The following is a 12,233-nucleotide window of genomic DNA, read 5'->3' on the forward strand; positions in this document are numbered from 1 at the left end:
GTTGAGTGCGCCCGGCGCCTACCGTTGCTGCCATGGATCAACACATCGAGTTGGACTCGGAGCGCGCCGTCGCCGTCATGGCTGCTAAGATGGGACAGCCGCCAGAGGGGCACTCGTTCCGTGTTACGCCGGCTGGAGACGGAGTGTTGTGGTCGGGCGTCTGTGTAGACGACGCGGGGAGGCCGGAGCCCGGAGGTGCCTGGCTGATCGGCCCGGACGAGCGGGTCTGGACCGTCTCATCCAACCCGGGCATCCACGACTACGACCTCGGGGTCGAGCTACTCGAGGCCGCTTACCGTTCCGGGCTCTCTGCCTACCTGGACCCGGCCAAGTTCAGCGAACGGCTCACCGAACTAACCCAGCGCCGACTTGATGACGTGCGGGCGTTCCTGCGGGACCTCCGCGCCGGCTCCCTACGTGACCGGGCAGACCGGCGCTTGCCCTGAGTGGTCATTGCCGCGCTCATGCGGTGCCGCGGTAGTGGGTGCACGCTCATGCCGCCGATCGTGTGCGCCTGCCGCTGGATAGTCACCGCGCGTGACGGACGTCGAGGACCGCTGGGGACCGCTCATGGCCGATGAGCGCACGCTTGATCACGCTGACGGGAGCGCACGTTGACGACGAATCCGGACTGCGTGTCGGCGGCGACATCCCCTTGGCGGTCTACCCGGCGCAGGGCCTGGCGACACCGCTACAGTGATCACCCTCATGACCATGAAACAAGGCATCAGGATGTGGACACGGCGGCTGATGATCACGGGCGCGATGGTGCTCGCGGGAGCGGCCGGCTGCTCCACCAGCGCGGACCATGCGCCCGTCGCGAGCCCGTCCCCGGTGCCGGCGGTCAGCATCCCGGCTGATCCCGCGCAGGCTTTCGCCGCGGCGAAAGCCCGGCTCGGCACCGAGTCCGCGCACTTCGCCCAGGACACCGGAGGTGACCTGTACGGCTATACCGGCACGGTGGACGCCAAGACCGGAAACTGGGAGATCACCGGCAAGTACTACGTCGTACGCCGAGTCGGAACCGAGCTGTACGTGCAGGTGACCGGCAAACTTCCGGATTCCACGTTCATCGATCCCGCCATTCTCGAGCGCCTCAACGCGGGCGGCTGGGCGCACACCCCGCTGCTGAACGGCCGCGAGTACTCCGTCGTGTTCAACGACAAGTTCCCGTGGAACCTGGCTAATCCGGCGCTCCAGGCCAAACGCGTCACCAAGACCGGCGACCGTACGTTCACCGGCACCCGCACCATCACGCAGTCGCCGTACACGTCCCACCCGACCCGCAAGGATCTGAAGGTCAGCGCCACCCTCGACGATCAAGGACGCTTCGCCGAGATCGACCTCTACGCCGACCCGAAGAACCCCACGCGACCCACGATCTTCCGGTTCACCGACTACGGGACGCCAGCCGCCATCACGGCCCCTCCTCCGGGCGACGTCGTCGAGGCCGACCCGACCATCCTGAGCGCCCTAGTCCTGCTCTGACGGCCGCCCCGGAGCCTATAATTGATCTTCCGGCACGGGTGGCATTGCTGTAACACCACCAGAGCCCTCAGCTCCAGAGGGTGATGGATAGCTTGCCCGCGGACGCCCGGATCTAGCCGAGAAGAGTGCTTCTGGGTTTGAGATGCGGTTGCACCTCAAGCCGGAGGATACAGATCGGGGAAAGGCACCCCCAGCGGTCAGGTTTCAACGGCCGAGTCTGATTCTATTAGCCAACATTCCGCGAGACGACCAGCAACCGACCCTACTCGAACAAAGGCCTCCTCAACCGCTGCCGGATCGAATGTCCAAGTTTTCCGAATGCGCTCCGAGACATCAACCTCATCAAGTAATGAATGCGCGAACGCATTGCGGCGATCCGCTATCCATTTAACTTCCTGCTTGATCCCATCCGGATCGTCGACGTCCGGCCATCGTTCCAAGATTGCCTCTATCTTCCGCTGCAATCCCTGCCGACGTAGCGAGCGATCCTCAACCCGATCAAGCAAAGCGCTGGCCAGTGATTCCAGGGCTGCAGCGCAACTCGCTATCAACGCCCCCGAGTTGATCTTTAGGAGGTCTTCCCTGAGATAGATCTCGTCATCCAGTAGCATGTCGCACTCGCCGGCCCAGCCCGACATGCGATGATCTCCGGTCCGCTTTGAGTGTGCATGCTTAGCGGAGATCGCCTCGACTCCTTGATCAACCGTGCGGTGGAGCCAGACAAGCGCCGAGAGCCTGCGGTAGAACTCATCGAAGGCAGGGTGCTCCATGCAGAGATCCTGGTCTACGTATTTATCGGCGAAGGAGATCAGGTCGCTTCGCCACAGTGCTTCTCTCGCGCGTTCGAGCTCCTCGCCCTCGAGTGGCGTGAAATGTCCATCCGGGCCGTCGACATAGATCTGCACCTTGCGACCATAGGTGAACTTCGTTCTACCTGCGAGCGTGTTTCGGACAATCGCGAGGTCGGTGGTGCGACCGCTGAGTCACGTCTGTGGCCAAAGCACTGATCGGCCGCCGATAATGCGCGGAGCCCAGGTGGTACGTGCGGCTCTCCAGCATGCCGAGGTAACTGGGTCACCATGTGTATCTTGCCGGTGGAGTTCCCCTGCCGGATAGTGCCTCGTTCCCAGCGCTGGGGACAGCTTGAGGAAGACTCCCGAGGCCATGCGCTGTCGCTCGTCATGCGGCGGGAAGTGGACGGGTCGAAGATCTTGGCTCGGCTGAGATCGGACACCTATTCTGCTGGCGGTTCGAGCGGCCACGAGTACGACGAGGAGGCCCGGTGTCGGTTTGGACGGGCGTACGGCAACGGGTCGAGGCGCTGCGCGTGCGCGGCGGCGACGGACGGGTCTTTGGCGCATCCGGACACGGATTCCTGCTAGAACCAGCCCTGTCCGCCGATGAGCTGGACGATCTCGAGGGATACCTCGGCGTGGCCCTGCCAGAGGAGTATCGCTCGTTCCTCACGGAGGTGGGTGCCGGTGGCGCGGGTCCCACGTACGGTGTCTTTCCGGTCCGCCGCGAGCCGGCCGGGATCTGGCGCTGGCACGGCGACGGCGCCGACCTGACGAGCGTGCCGCTGCTCGCGATGCCTTTCCCGGTGCAGCGGATCGGTTCGGCCGCGCTCGCCGAGCTGCGGCAGGGCTGTCCCGATGAGGCGGACTTCGACGATTTGGACACGTTCGACATCGCGATGCAGGCGTACGACGAGCGCGTCGTCGCGCTGTTGTGGGACGACGCGTCGACGGCCGGCGCGATCTGCCTGGAGCACATCGGGTGTGCGCAGCGCACGTGGCTGGTGGTCAGCGGTCCCGCTCGAGGGCAGATGTGGGACGACCCGCGAGTCGACGAGATCGACCTGCGTCCGCTCGTCGGGCCGGGCGGGGTGACGCCGGTGACGTTCGCAGCGTGGTATCTGCAATGGCTCGACGCTTCCGAGCGTGCCATGGCTTGACCGCTGCCTAGCGTACGGTCGATGTTTCACTGCTCGCCGTTGAGGCGACCGATGCGTAGACCAGCTCCACCCACCCGGGCCGGATCTGCATCCACGCCATGAAAGCCACCTGCCCGCCATTGCTTTTGTGGATTCGCGCTCATGCCGCAGTCATCGCGCGCCGCTCGGTGTGGCGGTCACTGTCGGTGCTCGTGGACCGGCGAGCGCGTGTACTACCTTTGGCCGAGACGCTGGTGTCCTGGAATGTCGGTCTATGCTGCCGACGTGCCCGCGGTGGTTGAGATCGTGACGGTCGTGAAGGCTGCTCCGGAGGTGATCTTCGACCTGGAACTCGACGTGGATGTGCATGCCGCTTCACTGCCCGGCAGCCAGGAGACGGCGACAACGAGCACCGGCCGGCGGCGGCTCGCGCTCGGCGACGAGGTCACCTTTCACGCCCGTCACTTGGGCCGATACTGGAGCATGGTCAGCCGGATCACCGTCCATGACCGTCCGCATCTGTTCGTCGACGAGCAGACCCGTGGCCCATTCCGCATGTTGCGTCATGAGCATCTGTTCCACGACCTGGGGGATGCCGGGACGCAGATGACCGATCGCATGACCGTCGACGCGCCACTCGGGCTAGTGGGGGCGGTGGTGACCCGGCTCCTGCTCGCCCCGTACCTACGACGGCTGCTCAAGCAACGCGCCGCTCACATCAAACGCGTGGCCGAGGCGTACGCGGACCGAATCTGAGGACCCCAGACCACCTGGGACAGCGCGCGCTCGCGCCGCCTCGCATCTGCTCGGCACCGTCACGGCTCGCCTCGTCGGCGGGCACCAGCTCGCGCCGGGATGCGCCGCTCTCGCACGATCGTTATCTTGCTGCGGGTGAGCTACGACCTGTACTTCTGGCCCTCGGGAACGGGGCACGATCCGGGCCGGCTGGCTGATCGGCTTGCCGAGGAGCGGGCCGAGGCGCTGGTACCCGATGATCGGGTTGTTGCTTTCCGCGCGGAGCTGCTACGCCGGTGGCCGGAGCTGGCTGACATGATCAGCCCGTGGCACGCCGACCTGGGCCGGCGGCAGCCCTGGGGACGCACCGACCTGGCGGACCGGTTCGTGGGGCTCACCCTGCCGTTTCACTGGAAGGCTGTGGACGCTCTGCCTGCCCTGGCCGGCTTGCATGGGCTGGACTGTTACGACCCGCAAGCAGAACGGCTCGTGTCGCCTCGACCCGGATCGGATGCGGCGACCGCGGCCGCGGACCGCCGCGGGGATGTGCCATCGGTCGCCGGGTGGGTCTTCGAGGATCACCTTGTCGAGCTGTTTCGCAAGATCAGTGCCTACATCGGCTATCCTTACGACGGGCTGGACGAAGCCGCCTTGATCGGTGCGCTGGACGACACCGACGACGAATCGACCGATGCCTGGTTCGAGTACCCGTTGGCGGGTGCGCCCCCACTGAACGTCCGGCTGGCGCGATCGCCGGGCAGCGCAGTCGTCAGCGTCCGTGTCGAGGGCACCATGGATCCCGTCTTGGCGGCACGGGTAGAGACCGTGCTCGACATGCTGTGACACAGATCGATCAGCACGCGTCCGGTGCGCGCGCATCTGGCCGAGAGAACGCGGCGCTCACGCCGGGTCCGGGGCAGGGCTGCCGTGCTGCCGTGCTCCCGGCGGGCGATTACGGTTGAGCGCCCACCGGCTGGTCAAGGGCACGAGGCTCGCTCGGGTCCTTCAAGTGACCGCGTTGTTTCGGTCTGATCGCAGAAGCCGCAATCGCATCGGCCGGACACGTTAACCCCCAAGAAAGATCTTGACGTCCTACGACGTCGGTCTTGGCTGGGGGTTCTGCCTTTCCGACGCCGTCCTCGGCTTCGGGCTTTCGGCTTCCGGAGACTCTTTCGGCCCCGCACCCGGACCCCCGGCGATGGCAACGGGAGTTCAAGCTGAACGGCGCCGACTTCCTGCCTCGGCTCGACAGGGCCCTCCTCGTCCAGGACTGCATTCTCGATCGCGATCGTGCGCGGGCCACACACGACGACGGCGTCCCGGGCGCGCAGATACGCGGCCGCACCGTCCGGATCACCAGGCTGTGCCAGATCGGCATCCAGACCGGCGAACGCTTCGGTCAGACGGGCCTGTGACCAGTACACCCACCGCGGCCCGTCGGCATCGCGCGGATGAGCGCTGGTGCGGCCGTGCCGGCACCGGTACGCCGCCCGCCGGTTCACCCAGTGACCCTCCAACCGGCGCCCGCACACCCCGCAGACCAGCAAACCCCGGAACGGATACCGCCGCGCCCGCCCGTCCTCCGGCTTCTCCAGAGCCGTGATCTGCTGCACCGCCAGGAAGTCGTCGTCACTGACCAGCGGCGGGTGGGTGAGCTCCTCGCAGATCACCCAATCGGTACGCGAATTCCAGACCCGCGCCGGCCCTTGGCTCGACCGCCTGTCCCCCGGAACCGCCTCCCGATGATCGGTGAACTGCCGGTTCCACACCTGCCGACCGGTGTACCGGGGATTCTCCACAATCGCGGCCACCGTCCGCAGCGTCCACACCGACCCGACACGATGCCGATTCCGCTCACGGTCATAGACGCCCGGCGACGCGACACCCCGCTCGTTCAACGACCGGGCGATCGCCGCCATACTCATCCCCTCCCGGCGCCGCTCGAAAATCCACCGCACATGCGGAGCCGTCACCGGATCAACATCCAGGCGATGACGGCGCCGGCCCCAGGCCGCATGCATGAGCTTCGGATGCGGGCCCGCATCCACCAGCCGATACCCGTACGGCGGCCGCCCACCCACGTTGCGGCCCTGCTCCCGAACCTGCGCCGCCATCGCCGCACCGGTCCGAAACCGATTCCGCAAGACCTCGTACTCCGACCGATGCCCCAGCATCCGCAGCAACGCCCGATCCTCGGGCTCGCCCAGATCAATCCGGCCACGCGCCTCCGGCAGCCACACCTGCACCCCAAACGACTCCAGCAACGCAATCAGCACCGGCGCCTCATCGCCGGCGAACGCCCGCTCGAACTCACCCACTACCACCGCGTCAAAACAGCGGTCCGGATCCGCCGCCGCAGCCAACAACGCCGCCGCCTGCGCACGTCGCGGCCACGGCACACTGCGCGACACACCAACGTCGAAAAACTCCACCACGATCCGGCCACGGCCCGCGACCACCCGACCCGCCGCCTCATCTGCCACGCCCGCGACGACACCGGATCCTGATACTCAATCGTCGAAATCCGCCCATAGAAAGCGAACCGCAACAGGCCAGGGCCGGGCTTCCCGGGCGACCGGCCACGCCGCCGAGTCGTTACCGACGCCTGCACCCAGGCATCGAACGAACCACCACCAGACGAGAAAGACGACGACGCAGGAGACGGCATACCGATCACCGCGATCCAGAAGAAACGGCTGCTCCCCCACCGATACCACCCGCAAGCCGACCAGAACCACGCCCTCCTCGACGACATTCACCCACCCCACACTGGCCACGGCCATGCCGTCACCCCTGCGGAGGACAGCCACGCCGACACACCAGCAATCACCGAAAACGCCACACCAGCTCCGAAGACGCTGGCCACCTTTGCGGCGCAGCTGGATCAGGAGGCTGAGCACCACCGCGTCGGGCATGGCACCGAGGGGACCGCCGCATTGAGCCAGATCAACAACTACACGGCGTAACGGTCCGCGACCTTGGCGATATCCGAATCTGAGTTGAGTGCGTCGCGGCTCGCTACGCGTCGTGGAACGGCGCCGGTTCCTTCGCGATCCGCTTGGACATCAGGCAGAACTCATTGCCTTCCGGGTCCTCCATGACCACCCAGCTACCGCTGCCGACGATGCTCGACCGTTTCGCTCCAAGATCCAGCAGCCGGGTCAGCTCGTCCTCCTGCGCCCGATCGGTAGGGCACACGTCGAAATGCAGGCGGTTCTTTGTGCGCTTCTGCTCGGGCACCCGGATGAACAAGATGTCCGGACTGACCGTAGCCCCTCGGATGGCCACTCCGCTCTCGTCTCGCGCGAAGATTCGGTAGCCGAGCACTGCTGACCAGAACGACGCCAGCAGCTCCGGGTCGTTGCAGTCGACGACGATGTCCCCTACTCGGCTGGCCATGACGAGTAGCCTAACGTCGCCGCACGGATCTAGCCGCGATCCGGTGCCTCGAAGGTCACTCTCGGTACCGGGCCTGCACGAGCGGTACGGGGTTTCGCGGTCTGACACCTCCGCGCACGACTCTCCGGAGGTCTTATTCGTTGAGGAGTCCGCCGACCGGCGGCAGGGTAACCACCGCAAGCGTGGTGGATCCGCAACGAGGCCCGAAGCCCGCATCCGCGCCGCCATGGACCGACTTCTGACCATTGCTGGTAGCTGTTGACCGCGTCGCCGACAGTGAAACCATGCAGGCCCTCACGTCGCTGGTCGGCGTCCTGATAGGCGGACTCCTCGTCGTTCTCACCGACATCGTCAGACGACGGTACGAGTGGCGGAAGATCCAGCTCCAGCGCCTGCTGGACAACGGCGCCGAGCTGCTCGCTGTCCATCACCAGCTCGCGGGAGACCTCATCGAAGCCCACGACGCAGGCCTTCCTCTGGCAAACGTCCACAAAGGCAGCGCGGACCGCTATCGCGTCGGAACAAGATTCGCGGCTACGCCTGGAAGTGAGCCACTGCTGGCCGATGTCGAGCAGCTACGAAATCTTCATCGCTTATTGCGGAACGCCTTCGACCAATCGGACAGATGGAGCGCCGCGCTGGAAGCGTACGTGGCGGCCATCCATGGCTTCGAGCTGAAGTTGCGTTCCATTGGCGCGCGCGCCCGGTGAGAGGCGGGATCGGCGAGGTTAGTAGGGCTCCTCATCGCAACAAATCCGCGCACCTTGGCGGGCCTCTGCCGCCAGCTCAGATAGCGAGCGACACGTGTGATAGCTGAATCGTACGGGTGCTACCGCGCTGCCAGCCATTGACGAACCAGAGCAGAGTCGCCGCCGGCAAGACCGACAAGGGGGTCGACTCTGTGCGGCAATGCCCGCCCCTGGGTAGTGAGCTTGAACCGACTTATGGTCGGCGTCGGAGATTTCGTCGGCGACCTGCCTCGGGTCGCCGACGAAGGTGATCGCGGCGGCGGCCGCCCCGCTCGAGGGCTACATTCCGGCTGCACGGGCGGCCGGTGATTGCCTCGCTGAGGCCGTCGCGCAGTTCGGCCACGATGCGTGGGCGCTGCCGGCGGGGACCGTGCAGGCGGCGACCCGGCCGACCGCGCATCAGACACCAGCGGCTTCCGGGCGCGGATTCGGTCGAGGACGTCGTGCTCGTCGGCAGGCGAGGTGGCAGGCTGGCCCTGCCTGGCGGTGTGCGGCGCTCGCGTGGCTTGATGATGGGGTCAGCGTGGGTGGGTTTCGTACATCCTTGCCCAGGCCAGTAGCCCGGAGGCGGCGGTGAGGGCGGCGACGACCCACACGGCGGCGCGGATGCCGGCCAGGTCGGCCATGATTCCGGCGAGGATGGCGCCGATGGCGAAGCCGCCGTCGCGCCAGAGGCGGTAGACGCCGACGGCGCGGGCGCGCCAGGTCGGGTGTGCGACGTCGCCGAGGGTGGCGAGCAGGGTCGGGTAGACCGCGGCGGTGCCGAGTCCGAGCAGGATGGCGGCGAGGGCCCAGGCGGTGAACGAGGTGGCGGCGGCGACGGCGGCGAGGGCGGCGGCCTGGGCTAGCATTCCGGCGACGATGAAGGGCTTGCGGCCGTAGCGGTCGGAGGCGGGTCCGAACACGACCTGGGCGAGGCCCCAGACGGCGGGGTTGAGCGCGGCCAGGACCCCGATCCGGGTCAGCGACAGGCCGGCGGTGGCGAACAGCAGCGGGAACAGGCCCCAGGCCAGCCCGTCGTTGAGGTTGTTGACCAGGCCGGCTTGGCTTGCCGACGCCAGCGCCGGTTCCCTCCAAGACACCAAGGCCGCGACCTGACCGGTGCGCAGGTCGCCGTGGTGGTCGCCGTAAACGGCCTGGTGGTGGGCGGCTTCAGCGCCGGCGTGCTCGCGGGTCTCCCGGACGAACAGTGCGGACAGGCCGAGGCCGACGCCGGCGTAGCCGAGGCCGAGCAGGAACGGTGCGGGACGTAGTCCGTGCTCGGCGGCGAGCCATCCGGTGGCCAGGGCGGTGCCGGCGACCGCGAGGTATCCGGCGGCCTCGTTCAGGCCCATGGCCAGGCCGCGCCGTGCCGGCCCGGCGAGGTCGATCTTCATGATGACGGTGGTCGACCAGGCCAGGCCCTGGTTGACGCCGAGCAGCACGTTGGCCGCGACGATCCATCCCCAGGACGGCGCCCAGATGATCATCAGGGGTACGGGTACGCCGATCAGCCAGCCGGCGAGCAGGACGGGTTTGCGGCCGTGGCGGTCGGACAGGGTGCCGGCGAAGAAGTTCGTGATCGCCTTGGTGGCGCCGAAGGCCAGGATGTAGGTCAGCGCCGCGGTGTACGCGGTGAGGTGGAAGTCCCGTTCGGCCAGCACCGGCAGGATCGTGCGTTCCTGCCCGAGCAGACCGCCGACGAGGGCGTTGACCGCGACCAGCAAGGAGAACTGCGCCAGGTTGGCGCGCAGCCCCAGCCGTACGGGTGCGGTGGTGGTGGCGGTCATGCCGCACCGGCCGGGCTGGCGCGCGTGGCGATGGCCGGGTCTTCCGGCCCGTCGGCGAGGACGGGCTGGCCGCGGCGGCCGGGGTGTTGGAGCTGGCCCGGCCGCCGCGGCCGGTGTGGGTGCGTGGGCATGATGTTCGCTGTAGGTGCCTGGGTTCTTCAGCGGCCGAAGAGCCGGCCGAAGAGTCCGCGGGGCGGCGCCGGTTCCTCGTCGGTGTGTCCGGGGCAGCGCTGACCGCTGGGCACGTCGCGCATTACTTGGTCGACGTGCTGGCCGCAGCCGGCCCAGGTGGTCTTCCCGCAGGTGCGGCATGGTACTGATCGGCACATGAGAATCTCCTAGGTGGGGACGGTGGTTAGGCGGTGGGGACGCCGGTGGACTTGAGTTGGTCGTATCCGCCGCCGTTGATCAGGTCGGTGAAGCCCAAGGTGCGCATGATGGTGATGGCGGATTCGGCCCGGTTGCCGGACCGGCAGTAGATGAGGTAGCTGCCGGACCGGTCGAGCCGGCCGACGTCCGACGTGAAGGTGGGCGACTGTACGTCGATGTTGAGGGCGTTCCGCAGATGTCCGCCCGCGAACTCGGCGGGAGTGCGTACGTCGATCAGCGTCCGCGCGGCGGCCTGGCCGGCGATGGGCGGGCCGGCGTCGGTGCAGCCGGTTGCGGCGGTGATCAGGCTTGCGCTCATGGCGAGCGTGGCGGCTGCGCGTGGTCGTGGGGTCATCTTGCTTCCTACGCTTTGGTGGGGTGCAGCATGGTGTGCCAGGCGTTGTAGCCGCCGATCAAGTCGGAGACGTCGGGGTGGCCGTGGGCGCGGAGCAGGCTGGCGGCTACGGAGGAGCGGTAGCCGCCGGCGCAGTGCACGACGACGGGCCGGTAGGTGGGGATCTCGTCGAGGCGGTGGGGTAGTTCGGCGAGGGGGATGTGCAGGGCGTCGGCGATGGCGCCGGTGTCGCGTTCGCTGGCGTTGCGCACGTCGAGCACCAGCGGCGGGACCGGCTGCTGCAGTGCCGTGTGCAGGTCGGGCACGGTGAGCCGGCTGGCCTGGGTCAGCTGGTCTGCCACATCGGCGAGGCTGGCTTCGGGGTCGGCGAGGTATCCGGCGACGGTGTCGAAGCCGACGCGGGCCAGGCGCAGAACGGTGTCGGCTGCCCGGTCAGGGGCGGCCACGACCAACAGCTGCCGGCCGGGTGCGATGACGGTGCCGGCGGTTTCGGCGAAGCGGCCGTCGGCCGGGATGTTGAGCGAGCCGCGTACGTATCCGGCCGCGTACTCCTGCGGGTCGCGGGCGTCGACGACCAGGGCGCCCGATGTGCGGGCGGCGGTGAACTCGGCGGCGCTGAGCGCGCGGGGTCCGCTCGAGTGGTCGAGCAGGGCGCGGGCCTGGCGGTTGAGGGCGGCGTCGTAGGCGAAGTAGCTGGGGGCGGCCGGTTGTCCGCCGGTGACCAGGGTGAGGAACTGCTCGACGTCCATCGGGGCGCAGGCGTAGTTGGTGCGGCGTTGTTCACCGACGGTGGACTGCCGTTCGGTGGACAGGCTCTTGCCGCAGGCGGATCCGGCGCCGTGCGCGGGGAAGACCCGTACTGCATCCGGTAGGCCCATCAGTTTGTGTTGCACGCTGTCGTAGAGCATGCGGCCGAGTTCGTCGGCGGTGACACCGGCCGAGGCGAGCAGGTCCGGTCGGCCGACGTCGCCGATGAACAGCGCGTCGCCGGTCAGCACCCCGTACGGCACGGTGTCGCCGGGGTGTTCGTAGACCAGCACACTGATCGACTCCGGGGTGTGCCCCGGGGTTTCCATGATCTCCAAGGTGGTCTCGCCGAGGCTGATGCGGTCCCCGTGGGCGAGCTTGCGGATCGGGTACTCCGTCTCGGCGCGCTGTCCGTAGCCGATCCAGGCTCCGGTGGCGGCGGCGACTTCCAGGTGCCCGGCGACGAAGTCGGCGTGGAAGTGGGTGTTGATGACCCCTTCGATGCTCAGCCCATGTGCGTCGGCGTCGGCGAGGTACTCGGCGATGTCGCGGCGTGGGTCGACCAGCACGGCCTGGCAGGTGCTCTCGTCGGCGATCAGGTATGACGCCTGCGACATACAGTCGAGGTAGTACTGCATGAACAACATGCGCGGCCCTTTCGAGGTTTCGCCGAGCGACCGTTTGGCTGC

General features: G+C 67.6%; 13 protein-coding genes. 6 read left to right on the plus strand and 7 right to left on the minus strand.

The window, feature by feature from the left end:
- Window positions 1-32: 32 nt before the first annotated feature.
- Both ODJ79_RS37150 and ODJ79_RS37155 read left to right on the plus strand, forming a co-directional pair.
- A complete protein-coding gene (locus tag ODJ79_RS37150; RefSeq protein WP_263028365.1) occupies window positions 33-446 on the plus strand; it encodes a hypothetical protein in 414 nt (137 codons plus the stop codon).
- Between the two features lie 268 nt (window positions 447-714).
- Window positions 715-1,488, plus strand: coding sequence for a hypothetical protein (locus ODJ79_RS37155; RefSeq protein ID WP_263028366.1), 774 nt, complete (start codon window positions 715-717; stop codon window positions 1,486-1,488).
- Window positions 1,489-1,685: 197 nt separating this feature from the next.
- Here the strand turns inward: ODJ79_RS37155 and ODJ79_RS37160 are convergent, their stop codons facing one another.
- Window positions 1,686-2,393, minus strand: coding sequence for a hypothetical protein (locus ODJ79_RS37160; protein ID WP_263028367.1), 708 nt, complete (start codon window positions 2,391-2,393; stop codon window positions 1,686-1,688).
- Between the two features lie 422 nt (window positions 2,394-2,815).
- On the opposite strand from ODJ79_RS37160, the gene ODJ79_RS37165 reads away from it, so the two are divergent.
- The 3 genes from ODJ79_RS37165 (at window position 2,816) to ODJ79_RS37175 (ending at window position 4,999) form a co-directional block, all read left to right on the plus strand.
- On the plus strand, window positions 2,816-3,442 hold the full coding sequence (locus tag ODJ79_RS37165) for an SMI1/KNR4 family protein (RefSeq protein ID WP_263028368.1): 627 nt from the start codon (window positions 2,816-2,818) through the stop codon (window positions 3,440-3,442).
- 264 nt (window positions 3,443-3,706) lie between these two features.
- On the plus strand, window positions 3,707-4,177 hold the full coding sequence (locus ODJ79_RS37170; RefSeq protein ID WP_263028369.1) for an SRPBCC family protein: 471 nt from the start codon (window positions 3,707-3,709) through the stop codon (window positions 4,175-4,177).
- A 135-nt stretch (window positions 4,178-4,312) separates the two neighbouring features.
- Window positions 4,313-4,999 (plus strand): hypothetical protein, encoded by a 687-nt coding sequence (locus tag ODJ79_RS37175; protein ID WP_263028370.1) that lies wholly within the window; start codon window positions 4,313-4,315, stop codon window positions 4,997-4,999.
- 134 nt (window positions 5,000-5,133) lie between these two features.
- Here ODJ79_RS37175 and ODJ79_RS37180 read toward each other — a convergent pair whose 3' ends face one another.
- The 3 genes from ODJ79_RS37180 to ODJ79_RS37190 form a co-directional block, all read right to left on the minus strand.
- Window positions 5,134-6,639, minus strand: a complete 1,506-nt coding sequence (locus tag ODJ79_RS37180; protein ID WP_263028371.1) for a recombinase family protein — start codon at window positions 6,637-6,639, stop codon at window positions 5,134-5,136.
- 27 nt (window positions 6,640-6,666) lie between these two features.
- On the minus strand, window positions 6,667-7,071 hold the full coding sequence (locus tag ODJ79_RS37185) for a hypothetical protein (protein ID WP_263028372.1): 405 nt from the start codon (window positions 7,069-7,071) through the stop codon (window positions 6,667-6,669).
- A 103-nt stretch (window positions 7,072-7,174) separates the two neighbouring features.
- Window positions 7,175-7,555 (minus strand): VOC family protein, encoded by a 381-nt coding sequence (locus ODJ79_RS37190; RefSeq protein ID WP_263028373.1) that lies wholly within the window; start codon window positions 7,553-7,555, stop codon window positions 7,175-7,177.
- Between the two features lie 284 nt (window positions 7,556-7,839).
- Between ODJ79_RS37190 and ODJ79_RS37195 the strand changes: the two genes are divergently transcribed.
- On the plus strand, window positions 7,840-8,265 hold the full coding sequence (locus tag ODJ79_RS37195; protein ID WP_263028374.1) for a hypothetical protein: 426 nt from the start codon (window positions 7,840-7,842) through the stop codon (window positions 8,263-8,265).
- Window positions 8,266-8,822: 557 nt separating this feature from the next.
- Here the strand turns inward: ODJ79_RS37195 and ODJ79_RS37200 are convergent.
- The 3 genes from ODJ79_RS37200 to ODJ79_RS37210 form a co-directional block, all read right to left on the minus strand.
- Window positions 8,823-10,073, minus strand: a complete 1,251-nt coding sequence (locus ODJ79_RS37200; RefSeq protein ID WP_263028375.1) for an MFS transporter — start codon at window positions 10,071-10,073, stop codon at window positions 8,823-8,825.
- A gap of 355 nt (window positions 10,074-10,428) precedes the next feature.
- Window positions 10,429-10,797 (minus strand): rhodanese-like domain-containing protein, encoded by a 369-nt coding sequence (locus ODJ79_RS37205; protein ID WP_263028376.1) that lies wholly within the window; start codon window positions 10,795-10,797, stop codon window positions 10,429-10,431.
- 8 nt (window positions 10,798-10,805) lie between these two features.
- Window positions 10,806-12,191 (minus strand): MBL fold metallo-hydrolase, encoded by a 1,386-nt coding sequence (locus ODJ79_RS37210; protein ID WP_263028377.1) that lies wholly within the window; start codon window positions 12,189-12,191, stop codon window positions 10,806-10,808.
- Between the last annotated feature and the right edge of the window lie 42 nt (window positions 12,192-12,233).

The sequence above is a fragment of the Actinoplanes sp. KI2 genome (genome assembly GCF_025630775.1).
Classification (GTDB): Bacteria; Actinomycetota; Actinomycetes; order Mycobacteriales; family Micromonosporaceae; genus Actinoplanes.

Coding starts and splice junctions, on each gene's coding strand:
- ODJ79_RS37190 (WP_263028373.1), bottom strand. CDS start 7,555: ATGGCCAGCCGAGTAGGGGACATCGTCGTCGACTGCAACGACCCGGAG.
- ODJ79_RS37150 (WP_263028365.1), top strand. CDS start 33: ATGGATCAACACATCGAGTTGGACTCGGAGCGCGCCGTCGCCGTCATG.
- ODJ79_RS37185 (WP_263028372.1), bottom strand. CDS start 7,071: ATGCCCGACGCGGTGGTGCTCAGCCTCCTGATCCAGCTGCGCCGCAAA.
- ODJ79_RS37210 (WP_263028377.1), bottom strand. CDS start 12,191: ATGTTGTTCATGCAGTACTACCTCGACTGTATGTCGCAGGCGTCATAC.
- ODJ79_RS37155 (WP_263028366.1), top strand. CDS start 715: ATGAAACAAGGCATCAGGATGTGGACACGGCGGCTGATGATCACGGGC.
- ODJ79_RS37195 (WP_263028374.1), top strand. CDS start 7,840: ATGCAGGCCCTCACGTCGCTGGTCGGCGTCCTGATAGGCGGACTCCTC.
- ODJ79_RS37205 (WP_263028376.1), bottom strand. CDS start 10,797: ATGACCCCACGACCACGCGCAGCCGCCACGCTCGCCATGAGCGCAAGC.
- ODJ79_RS37200 (WP_263028375.1), bottom strand. CDS start 10,073: ATGACCGCCACCACCACCGCACCCGTACGGCTGGGGCTGCGCGCCAAC.